The sequence below is a fragment of the Actimicrobium sp. GrIS 1.19 genome, assembly GCF_035984655.1.
GTDB lineage: Bacteria > Pseudomonadota > Gammaproteobacteria > Burkholderiales > Burkholderiaceae_D > Actimicrobium.
The window spans coordinates 38,588-52,531 of the sequence record NZ_JAXCHT010000015.1 but is presented as its reverse complement, the minus strand read 5'-3'; the positions used below and the strand labels follow the sequence as shown (position 1 = coordinate 52,531).

General features: G+C 60.8%; 16 protein-coding genes. 8 read left to right on the top strand and 8 right to left on the bottom strand.

What is annotated here, in order from left to right:
* The 5 genes from RCH09_RS11995 (at position 1) to RCH09_RS11975 (ending at position 4,330) form a co-directional block, all read left to right on the top strand.
* Positions 1-951 (top strand): alpha-E domain-containing protein, encoded by a 951-nt coding sequence (locus tag RCH09_RS11995; protein WP_326941331.1) that lies wholly within the window; start codon positions 1-3, stop codon positions 949-951.
* A gap of 2 nt (positions 952-953) precedes the next feature.
* Positions 954-1,757, top strand: a complete 804-nt coding sequence (locus RCH09_RS11990; protein WP_326941330.1) for a transglutaminase family protein — start codon at positions 954-956, stop codon at positions 1,755-1,757.
* An 89-nt stretch (positions 1,758-1,846) separates the two neighbouring features.
* Positions 1,847-2,725, top strand: coding sequence for a proteasome-type protease (locus tag RCH09_RS11985; RefSeq protein WP_326941329.1), 879 nt, complete (start codon positions 1,847-1,849; stop codon positions 2,723-2,725).
* Positions 2,726-2,900: 175 nt separating this feature from the next.
* On the top strand, positions 2,901-4,142 hold the full coding sequence (locus tag RCH09_RS11980) for a glutamate carboxypeptidase (RefSeq protein ID WP_326941328.1): 1,242 nt from the start codon (positions 2,901-2,903) through the stop codon (positions 4,140-4,142).
* Positions 4,143-4,147: 5 nt separating this feature from the next.
* Entirely contained in the window at positions 4,148-4,330 is a 183-nt protein-coding gene (locus RCH09_RS11975; protein ID WP_326941327.1) for a hypothetical protein, read from the top strand.
* Positions 4,331-4,474: 144 nt separating this feature from the next.
* Here the strand turns inward: RCH09_RS11975 and RCH09_RS11970 are convergent, their stop codons facing one another.
* From RCH09_RS11970 to RCH09_RS11940, 7 genes are all read right to left on the bottom strand, one after another.
* Complete coding sequence (locus tag RCH09_RS11970) at positions 4,475-5,041, bottom strand: GNAT family N-acetyltransferase (protein WP_326941326.1); 567 nt, start codon at positions 5,039-5,041, stop codon at positions 4,475-4,477.
* A gap of 181 nt (positions 5,042-5,222) precedes the next feature.
* Complete coding sequence (locus RCH09_RS11965) at positions 5,223-5,597, bottom strand: hypothetical protein (RefSeq protein ID WP_326941325.1); 375 nt, start codon at positions 5,595-5,597, stop codon at positions 5,223-5,225.
* The gene (locus RCH09_RS11960) at positions 5,584-6,246 is read right to left on the bottom strand and encodes a nucleotidyltransferase domain-containing protein (RefSeq protein WP_326941324.1); all 663 of its coding nucleotides are present in this window, start codon (positions 6,244-6,246) and stop codon (positions 5,584-5,586) included. The genes RCH09_RS11965 and RCH09_RS11960 overlap by 14 nt, the downstream gene beginning before the upstream one ends.
* 302 nt (positions 6,247-6,548) lie before the next feature.
* A complete protein-coding gene (locus tag RCH09_RS11955; protein WP_326941323.1) occupies positions 6,549-7,997 on the bottom strand; it encodes an NAD(P)(+) transhydrogenase (Re/Si-specific) subunit beta in 1,449 nt (482 codons plus the stop codon).
* The gene (locus tag RCH09_RS11950; protein ID WP_326941322.1) at positions 7,994-8,320 is read right to left on the bottom strand and encodes an NAD(P) transhydrogenase subunit alpha; all 327 of its coding nucleotides are present in this window, start codon (positions 8,318-8,320) and stop codon (positions 7,994-7,996) included. Before RCH09_RS11950 ends, RCH09_RS11955 begins: the two co-directional genes overlap by 4 nt.
* Before the next feature lie 16 nt (positions 8,321-8,336).
* A complete protein-coding gene (gene panD / locus RCH09_RS11945) occupies positions 8,337-8,699 on the bottom strand; it encodes an aspartate 1-decarboxylase (RefSeq protein WP_326941321.1) in 363 nt (120 codons plus the stop codon).
* 2 nt (positions 8,700-8,701) lie between these two features.
* Positions 8,702-9,823 carry a Re/Si-specific NAD(P)(+) transhydrogenase subunit alpha gene (locus RCH09_RS11940; protein ID WP_326941320.1) on the bottom strand — a complete coding sequence of 374 codons (1,122 nt, stop codon included), beginning with the start codon at positions 9,821-9,823 and terminating at the stop codon, positions 8,702-8,704.
* A 331-nt stretch (positions 9,824-10,154) separates the two neighbouring features.
* On the opposite strand from RCH09_RS11940, the gene RCH09_RS11935 reads away from it, so the two are divergent.
* Both RCH09_RS11935 and mnmA read left to right on the top strand, forming a co-directional pair.
* The gene (locus tag RCH09_RS11935) at positions 10,155-10,640 is read left to right on the top strand and encodes an NUDIX hydrolase (protein ID WP_326941319.1); all 486 of its coding nucleotides are present in this window, start codon (positions 10,155-10,157) and stop codon (positions 10,638-10,640) included.
* A complete protein-coding gene (mnmA, locus tag RCH09_RS11930; RefSeq protein WP_326941318.1) occupies positions 10,633-11,799 on the top strand; it encodes a tRNA 2-thiouridine(34) synthase MnmA in 1,167 nt (388 codons plus the stop codon). Before RCH09_RS11935 ends, mnmA begins: the two co-directional genes overlap by 8 nt.
* Here the strand turns inward: mnmA and RCH09_RS11925 are convergent.
* Positions 11,777-12,385 carry a glutathione S-transferase N-terminal domain-containing protein gene (locus RCH09_RS11925; protein ID WP_326941317.1) on the bottom strand — a complete coding sequence of 203 codons (609 nt, stop codon included), beginning with the start codon at positions 12,383-12,385 and terminating at the stop codon, positions 11,777-11,779. The genes mnmA and RCH09_RS11925 overlap by 23 nt on opposite strands.
* Positions 12,386-12,562: 177 nt before the next feature.
* On the opposite strand from RCH09_RS11925, the gene purB reads away from it, so the two are divergent.
* Positions 12,563-13,930, top strand: a complete 1,368-nt coding sequence (purB, locus tag RCH09_RS11920) for an adenylosuccinate lyase (protein ID WP_326941316.1) — start codon at positions 12,563-12,565, stop codon at positions 13,928-13,930.
* The last annotated feature ends 14 nt before the right edge of the window (positions 13,931-13,944 follow it).

Below are 13,944 nucleotides of genomic sequence, written 5' to 3'. Positions count from 1 at the left end.
ATGCTGAGCCGCACTGCTGATCACTTATTCTGGATGGCGCGCTACACCGAGCGCGCTGAAAACACCGCCCGCATGCTGGACGTCAACACCGAGACCGGCTTGCTGCCGCAATCGCGCCAGGCTGCCGTGCGCGGCTGGCGCGCGATTCTCGACATCTCCGAACTGCAGGAGCTGTTCGATAAAAAGTACGACGGCGTGACACCCAAGGACGTGCTCGACTTCATGGTCAAGGACATGAGCAATCCGTCCTCGATTGCGTCCTGCCTGAAACAGGCACGCGAGAACGCGCGGGCCGTGCGCGGCACCCTGACCACCGAAGTCTGGGAAACCAGCAATGCCACCTGGCTGGGGTTGCAGGCCAAGCTGCGCGCCGGCGAACTGGAACGCGATCCAGGCCAGTTCTTCGAGTGGGTCAAGCACCGCTCGCATCTGTCGCGCGGCGTCACCAGCGGCACCATGCTCAAGGACGAGGCGTTCTACTTCATCCGTATCGGCACTTTTCTGGAACGCGCCGACAATACGGCGCGCATCCTCGACGTCAAATTCCACGGCGCGGGCGACGACCAGGCCTTGGCGCATGAGCAGCAGATCGATTTCTATTACTGGGCCGCCCTGCTGCGTTCGGTATCGGCGTTCGAGATCTATCGCAAGGTGTATCGCGACGTCATCACACCGGCGCGCGTGGCCGAGCTGTTGATCCTGAATCAGAACATGCCGCGCTCACTGCTGGCCTGCATGACCGAACTGGTCGCCAACCTGAAGCAGATCAGCACCGAGACCTCGCGCGATACCGAACGCTTCGCCGGCAAACTCAGTGCCGAGCTGCAGTTCGGCCGCATCGAGGACATCCTCGACGCCGGCCTGGACGATTATCTGACCGATTTCCTGGAAACCGTTGGCGCGCTGGGCGAACGCATCAGCCGCGATTTCCTGGTTCCGCTGGCGGCCTGATCATGCGCCTCTCCATCCGCCACCAGACCCTGTACCGCTACTCCGCGCCGCTGGTCTACACCATCCAGCAGCTGCGCCTGACACCACGCGGCGACGCGCATCAGCATGTCGATCACTGGCACATCACCACGTCCGGTCATCGCCATGCCTTTGCCGACGCCTTTGGCAACGAATGCCACATGCTGACCGTGCGCGGCCGCTTTGCCGAACTGTCGATCGTGGCCGAAGGCATTGTCGATATTGCACCGCTTGACCGCGGTCGGCTGACCGCCTGCGATACCGTCTCGCCGCTGGTGTTCACCATGCCGACCAGCCGCACCGAACCGACCGCCGAAGTACGCGCGTTCGCGGCGCAGTATCTGCCGGTCGGCAGCCGCAGCGAAGACTTGCTGGCGCTGGCCCAGGCAGTGCGTGGCGCGGTGGTCTACCAGAGCGGCGCCACCGATGTCACCTTTACCGCCGCCGAAGCGCTGCAACTCGGCAGCGGCGTCTGCCAGGATCATGCCCACCTGTTCATCGCCTGCTGCCACACGCGCGGCATCGCGGCGCGCTATGTCTCCGGCTACATCGACCCGGGCCGCTCCGACCACGCCGAAACCCATGCCTGGGTCGATGTCTGGATCGAGGAACCTGGCTACACTGGCTGGGTCAGTCTGGATGTCACGCATGGCCGATTTGCCAACGATGCCTTGTGCCGGTTGGCGGTGGGGCGCGATTATGAATCCTCGGCGCCGGTGCGCGGGGTGCGACGCGGCGGCGGGACTGAATCGCTGCAGGTGCGTGTGACGATCCAGAACCTCAAATGAGCTGAATGTTGCCGCGTGGCTGCATTGGCCGCACTGCATCGCGCCAGCCACTGTAGAATCAGAACCTTGTTTTGTTTTAGGTTTCAGTCATGACTTATTGTGTTGCCATGCGCGTTGATGCGGGACTGGTGTTCCTGTCGGATTCGCGTACCAATGCCGGTGTCGATCACATCGGCACGTTCCGCAAAATGAGCGTGTTCGAAAATCCCGGCGACCGCATGATGGTGCTGCTCACCGCCGGCAATCTGTCGATCTCGCAATCGATTCGCCAACTGCTGGTCAACCACGTCAACCAGGACGGCCACAGTCTCTGGACCGCGACGACGATGTACGAAGCCGCGCAAATTCTGGGCGACGCGATTCGCACCGTGCATGAACGCGATGGCGAGGCGCTCACCAAATTCGGCATCGACTTCAACGCCAGCATGATTTTCGGCGGACAGATCAAGGGCGAACGCTGCCGCCTGTTCCAGATTTACAGTGCCGGCAATTTCATTGAATCGCAAAACGAAAGCGTGTACTTCCAGATCGGCGAGTCCAAGTACGGCAAGCCGATCATCGACCGTGTACTGGGTCTGGACACCACGCTCGACGAGGCCGCCAAGTGCGCGCTGATTTCGATGGACTCGACCCTGCGCTCGAATATTTCGGTCGGCTTGCCGCTCGATCTGCTGGTCTATGAGGCCGACCAGCTGGCGGTGACGCGCTTCGTCACGGTCGACGACAAGAACCAGTATTTCCGCATGATTCGCGATACCTGGGGCCAGCAGCTCAAGACCGTGTTCGACGGTATCGACGATCCGGTCTGGGACGCCGCGCCGGAAGCCATTGGCAATGTGCTCAGCAATACCAACATGCACAGCAAACCAGTGCGGGTGCCGACGCCGCCGGAACTGACGCTGGGCGCCGGCGACCCGGTGCTGGTGCAGTCGCTGGCCGGGCAGGACACCGGCAAGCCGCAGCCTTAGGCCGGATTGCTTGCTCAGGTGCGGATCGGAGCGGACTGAGTGCGCGAGATCACCGAGATCCGCATCCCCCGTTTGCCGCACAAAAAATACCGCTGCCTCGCATTCTGGTGAGGTCGCCATCGCCCCACCACCGCTTCAATCGACAATTTCAATCGACCATTCCACGAAAGACCCCATGAAGAAGAAATACCTGCTGTTGCTGGTTGCCGCCCTGGGTTGCACCACGTGCGCCGCATCCTTCGCCCAGGCCACGCAGGCCGACAGCTCCCTGCTGGAGGCCGCACAAAGGCGCAAGGAAGTCCTGATCAAGGACCTCGCCGCGCTGGTCAATATCGATTCCGGCACCGATGACGCGAAGGGACTGACCCAGGTCGAAACCTTGCTGGCGCAGCGCCTCAAGGAAGTCGGCGCCAGCGTCGAGATCGTCGCCGCGCCGCCGGCTGCCGGCAAGATGGTAATCGGCAAGCTGCAAGGGACGGGCGCCAGAAACATCATGCTGATAATCCATTACGACACCGTGTTCGGCACCGGCGAAGCTGCGAAGCGCCCCTTCACGATCAGCGGCAACAAGGCCTTTGGCCCAGGCATCGCCGATGCCAAGGGCGGCGCGCTGCTGATCGTGTATGCACTGGATATCGCGCGCGAGCGGGGCTTCAAGGATTACAAGACGCTGACCGTGCTGTTCAATCCGGACGAAGAAAAGAGCTCGCTCGGTTCGCGCGACATGATCAGCAAACTGTCGTCCGAGCAGGACTACGTGCTGGTGTTCGAGCCGCCTGAAGCCGATGTGGTGACGGTCGCCACCAACGGCATCGCTTACGTCCACCTCGACGTCAAGGGCCGCGCATCGCACGCCGGCTCGGCGCCGGAAGCGGGCCGCAATGCCGCGGTCGAATTGTCGAACCAGATCATCCAGCTCAAGGACCTGGGCAGCGCCGAGAAGGGCACGACCGTCAACTGGACCGTGATCAAGGCCGGTGAACGCGTCAATATCATTCCTGACAAAGCCAGTGCCACGGCAGATATGCGCATGTCCGACGTGAGTGAGCTCCAGCGTGTGCAGGCCGATGCCGACAAGATCGTTCGCAACAAGCTGATCGCCGACACCGAAGTCAGCGTCAAGGTCGAAAACCGTCGTCCGCCATTCTCCAGGAACGCCGGCAGCGATCAACTGGCAGCCACCGCCGACAGCATCTACAAGGAACTCGGCAAGTCGATCACACCGGTCTCGATGCGCTACGGCACCGACGCAGGCTTTGCCTACAATCCCAAGACCGGCAAGCCGGTAGTGCTAGATGGCATGGGCATCGTCGGCGACCGCATCCACTCGTCGGACGAATGGGCCGACCTCGACAGCGTGGTGCCGCGCCTGTACCTGACGGTGCGCATGATGGAAACGATGGGCAAAACGAAATAGCCGCCTTGCGGCATGGCATCATCAAAAAACGGACCATTCAGGTCCGTTTTTTTGGCGGCGACAACGCCGAAGACAGCCGCACGCGCGAGGCCGCGTTGTTTGACGATATCTTCCAGCCGATCCATGGTGTCTTTCGCGCCGTACGCGCTTGGGCGGTAACGAGCAGGGCAAGGGAAGTCAGGATATGAGCAAGTTTCATTGGAACTCCGCTGTGGCAGATGGTTTGGGTGCGGGATACCCCTGCCACGATGGATCGCCGTGCCTCCGTTCATACCGTTACCGCTTCAAATGGATTGCCAAAAAATCGTGGCATGCGTGGCACGCACTGGCGATCAATCCGTGTTCTGGCGGGCACGCCATTCCTTCAACAGCAATCCATACAGCGCCGAGTCTGAGACTTCGCCGCCCACGATCCATCGCTCGCGCAGCACGCCTTCCTGCAGGAACCCCAGCTTTTCGAGGCTCCTGCCCGAGGCGGTATTGCGCGGGTCGATGTCGGCTTCGACACGATTGAGATTCAGCGTCGAGAAGCCGAAGGCGAGCAGTGCAGAAACCGCCTCCGACATGAAACCACTGCGCCAGTACGGCTGAGCGATGCCATACCCGAGCTCCGCGCGGCGGCATTGCCGATCGATCTTGAACAGGCTGCAAGTGCCGATCAGCCGGGCCGTTTCGCGCAGAAAAATGCCGAGCCGAATGTGCTCGTCGCGCGCCATTTCGGCTTGATCTTTCTCGATGAAGGCGACGGCTTGCTCAATGGCGGTCCATGGGGGCGAACTCCAGTAGCGCATGAATTCCGGATTGGCGAGAATCTCGAACAGCGCAGGCGCATCCCCGCTTGCCAGTGGACGCAGGTCGAGACGCGCTGTACTGAGTTGAATTCCGGAATAGGATTGCATTGGTCGGTGCTCGATGGATTATTCGTTAAATGCACATATCAAAACATGCATGGCAGGCTGCTATTGATAGCAACGGATTCTCAGGTCGGACGTACGCAAGGCTGCGGACTGCCCTGACTGCGTACGATCAACATTGGCCGGGCAAAACACCACATGCCGCCTGAGATGATGCGCTTCTCCTTCATGGCGCTGTCTCAAGCGCCTGCGCTGCAGCAATCAACGACGCGACCTGCTCAATGAGCTCGGTGACGAAACCCACGGTAACATCGAGGTCTCCTTCATATTCAGCCAGATTGCGTTTGGTGTGCGCCTGATTGAGCAACAGCCATTGCTGCGGTGTGAACCCCAGCGTGTGCTCCAGGCACTGAAAGACCAGATAGCGGTTTTCGCTGCGATAACCGTGGCTTCGCAGCGCCGACAACGCCGCCGCGTGCGCGGCATTGTAGGTCAGGTCGAAGCGGCTCTCCAATGAGAGGCCAGTTTGCCGGGCATCCTGCAGGCGCACACTGGCCGAACGCAACAAGCCCGCCCGCTCGCGCGCATCAGGTGCTTCCAACTTGAGTTTTCCAATGCGCGCCAGATTCGCCAGCGGCGCCGAGCCGCGCGATGTCATGCTCTGATCCTTTGACAAATATTTTGGGATTCTCGAGTACCCGCAGGATGAACGATTTGCCATCGCGCAAACGCTGCGCAAACTCATCTGGCGAATACAACGTTGGATTGACCTCCCGACCCAGCTGTTTCTGTGCCGGCAGCAATGCGTTCAGCAGCTCGGCGTTGGACGGCAGCGATCCAATGACCATCAGGTCCACATCACTACCGGCACGCTCGGTGCCTTTGGCCAGTGAACCGTAGACAAACGCCAGATCCAACTGCGGCCATAGCGGCTGCAGCGCAACGCGCAGCACATCGGCCACACCGAATGTCTTCAAGACGATCGCGCGCAACTCGCTAAAAATCGGCGCATCGTGGTTGGCCTGATAATGCTTCTGATTGCCTATCCGGTGCACCGTCACCAGCCCTGACGACTCCAGACGTGCCAATTCCCGCTGCACGCCCCCAGAGCCGGAACCTGCCAGACCGATGATTTCATTGGCGTAAAACGAGCGCTGCGACTGACCAAACAGCACTGCCAGCACCCGCTGCTGCGTTTTTGTGAAAAGTGCGTCTGAATAAATACCCATAATGGGAATTATGGTACCCAATCTGGGTACCGTCAATAACTCTGGAAAATTTAATACCCATAAAGGGAATTTTGATACCCGAAACAGGTATTGTCAGGCGGCGCGAGACTCTGTTTCGGCGCGCCGGAATTTGCGACTGAACGATCGTGATGAAGGGTTTATCGTCAAACGGTTTCGTCGGAACGCGGCGGTCGCACCGGGTCTCGGAAAAGATATTCATTCCCCGCCGACTCGGCTCGAACGAACCGCCCTCCTCGCGCATGCGAGCGAGACAGCCACGTGTGTCGTGGCCATCAACGTGCCAGGTCCGGCTACCCGAAAAATTACTCTACCGCCTTCACCATATCCTCAATGACCTTCTTGGCATCGCCAAACACCATCATCGTCTTGTCCATGTAGAACAACTCGTTGTCCAGCCCGGCATAACCGGCTGCCATCGAACGCTTGTTGACGATGACTGTCTTGGCCTTGTAGGCCTCCAGGATCGGCATGCCGGCAATCGACGATTTCGGATCCTTTGCGGCCGGGTTGACCACGTCGTTGGCGCCGAGCACCAGCACCACGTCGGCCTGGCTGAAGTCGTTGTTGATGTCTTCCATCTCGAACACCTGGTCATACGGCACTTCTGCTTCGGCCAGCAGCACGTTCATGTGGCCCGGCATGCGCCCGGCCACCGGATGAATCGCGTACTTGACGTTGACACCCTTGTGGATCAGCTTTTCGGTCAGCTCTTTCAGGGCATGCTGGGCGCGCGCCACGGCCAGGCCGTAGCCCGGCACGATGATGACGGTCTCGGCATTGCTCATCAGAAAAGCGGCATCGTCCGCCGAGCCGGATTTGACCGGACGCGCAGCCTGGCCGCCAACCGCCGCCGCGGCAGCCGGATCGCCACCGAAGCCGCCCAGAATCACGTTGAAGAACGACCGGTTCATCGCCTTGCACATGATGTAGGACAGGATCGCGCCACTCGAACCGACCAGCGAACCGGCGATGATCAGCATCGAGTTGTTGAGCGAGAAGCCGATGCCGGCCGCAGCCCAGCCGGAGTAACTGTTCAGCATCGAGACCACCACCGGCATGTCGGCGCCACCGATCGGGATGATGATCAGCACGCCCAGCACGAAGGCAATGGCCGCCATCAGGACAAACGGCAGCCAGACCGGATCAACGCCCGGCGCAAAACAGAAGATCAGGCCGAAGCCCAGCATCAGGATGGCCAGCGCCAGATTCAGCAGATGCTGTCCGTTGAAGCTGACCGGCGCACCCTGGAACAGGCGGAACTTGTACTTGCCCGACAACTTGCCGAAGGCGATCACCGAACCCGAGAACGTGATCGCACCAACAAAGGTGCCGATGAACAGTTCGAGTCGATTGCCGAACGGCAGCGCCTCGCCGTGTGCCGCAATGCCAAAGGCCCACGGCTCCGATACAGCGGCCACGGCGATACAGACTGCCGCCAGGCCAATCAGCGAATGCATTGCGGCGACCAGCTCGGGCATCTTGGTCATCTCGACCGTGCGCGCCAGGAAGGCGCCGATGCCGCCACCGATGATCACCGCAATGATCACCAGGCCGTAACCCAGCGGCGAACCCTGCGCCTCCGACTTGAGCTTGACGATCAGGGCGATGGTGGTGACCACCGCAATGGCCATGCCGCTCATGCCGAACGCATTGCCGCGCCGCGCCGTCGATGGATGGGATAGTCCCTTCAGGGCCTGGATGAAGCAGACCGAGGCAATCAGGTACATCAGGGTGACCAGATTCATGCTCATTGCGCGGCTCCCTTCTCACTGGCCTTGATCGCCTTCGGCTCTTTTTTCTTGAACATTTCGAGCATGCGTTGCGTGACCAGAAAGCCGCCGAACACATTGACTGCCGCCAGCGCTACCGCCAGCGTGCCCATGACCTGTCCGAGCGGACCTTCGGTGAGGCCGGCGGCGAGCATGGCGCCAACGATGATGATGGCCGAGATCGCATTGGTCACCGCCATCAGCGGCGTGTGCAGCGCCGGCGTGACGGTCCAGACGACGTGATAACCGACGTAAATCGCCAGCACGAAAATGATGAGGTTGATGATGGTGTGACTGACTTCCATGTTGTCCTCCTGGACGCTAGATTTTTTTCAGGCTGGTGATGTGGTTGGCGGCATCGACGAAGACGACTTTGGGCACGTACTGCTGCACCTCGGTGTCATTCATCGGCGCGTAGGTGCAGATGATCAGCAGGTCACCCAGATGGGCCAGCCTGGCCGCCGCACCGTTGAGCGAGATCTTGCCGCTGCCACGCTGGCCGACGATGGCATAGGTCGAGAACCGCGCGCCGTTGTTGACGTTGTACAGCTCGATTTTTTCAAACGGCCGGATGTCGGCGGCGTCCAGCAAATCCGCATCGATGCCGCAGGAACCTTCGTAATTCAGATCGCACTGGGTGACGGTGACGCGGTGCAGCTTGGCCCGCAACATGATGCGCTGCATCGTCACGCCTGCTTGCGCAAGATATCGCCGCCGGAACACAACAGCGTCGCGGCAACGATCTCGTCGTCGCGATTGATCGCCAGCGCGCCGTCCTTGTCGATGATCAGCTTCAGGAAATCGAGTACGTTGCGCGCATACAGCGCCGAGGCATCGGCCGCCAGCAGCGTGGCCAGGTTCGGTTCGCCGATGATGTGCACGCCGTATTTGGTGACGGTCTTGCCGAGTTCCGACAGTGGGCAATTGCCGCCCTGCTCCACCGCCATGTCGACGATCACGGAGCCCGGCTTCATCGCCTTGACGGTCTCTTCGCTGATCAGGATCGGCGCCTTGCGGCCCGGGATCAGCGCGGTGGTGATGATGATGTCGGCCAGCTTGGCACGCTCATGCACCAGCTCGGCCTGCCGCCGCATCCAGTCGGCCGGCATCGAGCGCGCATAGCCGCCGCTGCCTTGCGCGATTTCTTTTTCTTCGTCAGTCAGGAATGGCACATCGAGGAACTTGGCGCCGAGCGACTCGACCTGTTCCTTGACTGGTGGCCGCACGTCGGAGGCTTCGATCACTGCACCGAGCCGCTTGGCGGTGGCGATCGCCTGCAGTCCTGCCACGCCCACGCCCATGATCAGCATGCGCGCGGCCTTGACGGTGCCGGCAGCGGTCATCAGCATTGGCATGAAGCGCTGATAGGTATTGGCAGCCAGCAGCACGGCCTTGTAGCCGGCGATGTTGGCTTGCGATGACAGCACGTCCATCGACTGCGCGCGCGTGATGCGTGGCGCGGCTTCGAGCGCGAAGGCAACCAGCCCTTGCGCCGCCATCGCAGCGATGTTGTCGCCGTCGAACGGATTCAACATGCCGATGACGACGGTGCCCGGTTTGAGCAACGGCAATTCGTCGGGGCCGGGCGCGCGCACTTTCAGTACCATCTCGGCGGCAAATGCCTCGGCGGCGGAACCGATGGTCGCACCAGCGGCAAGGTAGGCGTCGTCGGTGACGCTGGCGGCCACGCCTGCACCACTCTGAACGATGACCGCGTGCTTGGCGGCGACCAGTTTCTTGACGGTTTCGGGAGTCGCGGCAACGCGCGTTTCGCCCGGCCGTGTCTCGGCGGGAATGCCGATTTTCATGAGTTTCTCCAAGAGGAATAGCTGATCATTTTGATATTACACGGAAATTCCACCGCAGCAAGTTGATCACGGTAGGGATTTCCCACTAAAAGATGCTGTGCCGCGGCAACAGGGATCGTCATATTCGCCGCGTGGTTGCGACAGTGGTGGCCGGCGGTAACCGACACATGGTTTTGAAAAGGTTGTTGATTTTGCCCTCCTTTTCGCAATTCGCCAAATGCTTCCGGCCGGACTTGTGTGGCGGATTAAACCAGGACCCGCCCCGACAATTGCGCGGCGCACCAACGCGACGCTGCCACACGGTAAAATGGCGCCTCTTTCAGGGGAATCTATGACTGACATTTGGAAACCATCCGTGACGGTAGCGGCCATTGTCGAGCGCGACGGCAAATTTCTGATGGTAGAGGAAGAGACCAGCGACGGCATTCGCTTCAATCAACCGGCCGGCCATCTCGATCCGCTCGAATCGCTGGAGCAGGCCGTGGTGCGCGAAACCCTGGAAGAAACCGCGCATGAATTCACGCCCACCGCATTGATCGGCTTTTACATGGCGCGCTATCTGTCGGTGCGCACCGGCAAGGCCACCACGTTCCTGCGCTTTGCGTTTTGCGGCGATGCCGGTCAGGTGTATGACCAGCCTCTCGATCACGGCATCCTGCGCGCGCTGTGGATGTCGTACGATGAACTGATGGCCTGCCGCAGCAAGCACCGCAGCGAACTGGTCATGCGTTGCATCGATGACTACCTCGCCGGCCAGCGCACGCCGCTGTCGGTGCTGTTCAGCGATCCATCCATTTACGGGGACATGCATGAGTAAGAAGAAGGTCGTGATCGGCTTGTCCGGTGGGGTTGATTCATCGGTCTCGGCGGCACTGCTCAAGCAACAGGGGTATGAAGTCATCGGCCTGTTCATGAAGAACTGGGAAGACGATGACGATGACGAATACTGCTCGACCCGGCAGGACTGGATCGATGCCGTCAGCGTAGCCGACGTGCTCGGCATCGACATCGAAGCGGTGAACTTCGCCGCCGAGTACAAGGACCGCGTGTTCGCCGAGTTCCTGCGCGAATACCAGGCCGGCCGCACGCCCAATCCGGATGTGCTGTGCAATGCCGAAATCAAGTTCAAGGCGTTTCTCGATCATGCAATGCATCTGGGTGCCGACCTGATCGCCACCGGCCACTACGCAAGGGTGCGCGAGTCAGCCAGCGAGGCGGGTCGCTTTGAATTGCTCAAGGCGGTCGACCACACCAAGGATCAAAGTTATTTCCTGCACCGCCTGAACCAGGCGCAATTGTCGAAGACGCTGTTTCCGCTTGGTGAAATCCGCAAGACCGAAGTCCGGACGATGGCCGAGCAACTGGGCCTGCCGAACGCAAGGAAGAAGGACTCCACCGGCATCTGCTTCATTGGCGAGCGGCCCTTCCGTGATTTCCTCAACCGCTATCTGTCGTATCAGCCCGGCCCCATGAAGACGCCCGACGGCGATACGATTGGCGAGCACGTCGGCTTGAGTTTCTATACGCTGGGCCAGCGCAAGGGGATCGGGATTGGCGGCAACAAGGCCCATCAGAATGCCGACGGCAGCAGTGACGCCTGGTATGTCGCACGCAAGGACATCGCACAAAACATCCTGTATGTGGTGCAGGGCCACGATCATCCGTGGTTGCTGGCAGACGGACTGGAAGCGACGCAGAACAGCTGGATTGCGGGAGTACCGCCGGCGCCCGGCGTGATGTCGGCCAAGACGCGCTATCGGCAGGCTGATGTCGGCTGCCGCTTCAGCATGATGGACGCGGTGCGCATGCGGGTGGATTTTGACGTGGCACAGTGGGCGGTCACGCCCGGCCAGTCTGCGGTGCTGTATCAGGGCGACGTGTGTCTCGGCGGCGGCATCATCGACACCCCGCTGAGCGCAGTCACGCCGGAAACGCCGGCGGACCTGGCAGCGCTTACTGCGGCGCCGTTTCCTTGAACGAGGGACGTTCGATCACCTTGTCGTACAGCTTGGCCAGATTGGCGTAGTCGGCACGCCAGTCAATCTCGGCAAACCGGAAACTGATCCAGCCCAGTGCGCAGCACACCGCGACATCGGCCAGCGTGTACTGATTGCCGGCACAGAATGCCGTGTCGGACAGGCCGGTCGACATCGCCTTGATACCTGCGTGGACTTTCGACAACTGGCGCTCGGTCCAGGCGGTATTTTGCTGCGCTTCCGGACGCTGGGTCTTTTCCAGACGGACCAGCAACGCGGCATCGCAGACGCCGTCGGCCAGCGCTTCCCAGCATTTGACTTCGGCGCGTTCGCGGCCATGTGCGGGAATCAGCTTGCCCACCGGGGTGAGTGTGTCGAGATACTCGACGATGACGCGCGAATCAAACATTGCGCCGCCATCTTCCATGATCAGGCATGGCACCTTGCCCAGCGGATTGGATTGCTGAATGGTGCTGGTGGCAAGCCAGACATCTTCGAGTGCGAACTCGTAATCGAGCTTTTTTTCTGCCATGACAACACGCACTTTGCGTACGAAGGGACTGGCGAGCGATCCGATGAGTTTCATAGGCACTTAGAGGGAGAATTTGGCCGGATTATAGCATCGGCAACCCTGCTCCCGGCTCGCAACTTGTCGTTACTGTGGCATTGCGTAACCATTCCCGGCGCTTGACAAAACCGGATTTCTGCAGCGTCAGCGGTGGTAAAATCCGCCCTCCACATTCACCGTTGCCGCGCGCCCATCATGCCCTTGTCCCCTCTTTCCGCCCTCTCCCCGCTGGATGGCCGTTACGCCAGCCGCACCGACGCGTTGCGTCCGATCCTGTCGGAAGCCGGCTTCATGCATCACCGCGTCAAGGTCGAAATCGCGTGGCTGCAGGCGCTCGCCGCCGCCGGCTTCAGCGAGATCAAGCCGTTCAGCCCGACTGCCGCGGCGTTGCTCGACCAGCTCGCCAGCGACTTCACCGAGACCGACGCCGAACGCATCAAGGCCATCGAAGCCGTCACCAACCATGACGTGAAGGCCGTCGAATACTGGCTCAAGGAACAGGTTGCCGACGTACCGGAACTGGTCGCGGCGTCCGAATTCATTCACTTTGCCTGCACCTCCGAAGACATCAACAACACCTCGCACGGGATGATGCTGATGGCGGCCCGCAACGACGTGCTGTTGCCCGGCCTGCAGGCGGTGATCGACCGCCTCGCCGCGCTGGCGCGCGAGCACGCCGCCCTGCCGATGCTGTCGCGCACGCATGGCCAGCCGGCCAGCCCGACCACGCTGGGCAAGGAAATTGCCAATGTGGTGGCGCGTCTGCGGCGCGCTGCCGAACGCATTGCCGGCGTCGAGATTCTCGGAAAAATGAATGGCGCGGTCGGCAATTACAATGCCCACCTGTCGGCGTACCCCGAGTTCGACTGGGAGACGTTCTCCCGCAATGTGATCGAACAGCGGCTTGGCCTGGTGTTCAATCCGTACACGATCCAGATCGAACCGCACGACTACATGGCGGAACTGTTCGACGCGGTCACCCGCGCCAACACCATCCTGCTGGATTTGAACCGCGATCTGTGGGGCTACATCTCGGTCGGCTATTTCAAACAGCGCCTGAAAGCCGGCGAGATCGGTTCCTCGACCATGCCGCACAAGGTCAATCCGATCGACTTTGAAAACTCCGAAGGCAATCTGGGCCTGGCCAATGCGATGCTCAAGCATATGTCGGACAAGCTGCCGATCTCGCGCTGGCAGCGTGACCTGACCGACTCGACCGTGCTGCGCAATATCGGCGTCGCCTTCGGCTACACGATCCTGGCGTATGACAGTTGCCTGCGCGGCCTGAACAAGCTGGAAGTCAATCCAGAGCGGCTGGCTGCCGACCTCGATGCGACGTGGGAAGTGCTGGCCGAACCGGTGCAGACGGTGATGCGCCGCTACGGCATCGCCAATCCGTACGAGCAACTGAAAGAACTCACCCGCGGCAAGGGCATTTCAAAAGACGCCCTGCGCGAGTTCATCCTCGGCCTTGCCATCCCGCAGGAGGCCAGGGACTTGTTGCTGGCCATGACCCCGTCGAACTATATCGGCATTGCCGAAAAACTGGCGCGGTCGATCTGAAGCACGGCAGCGCC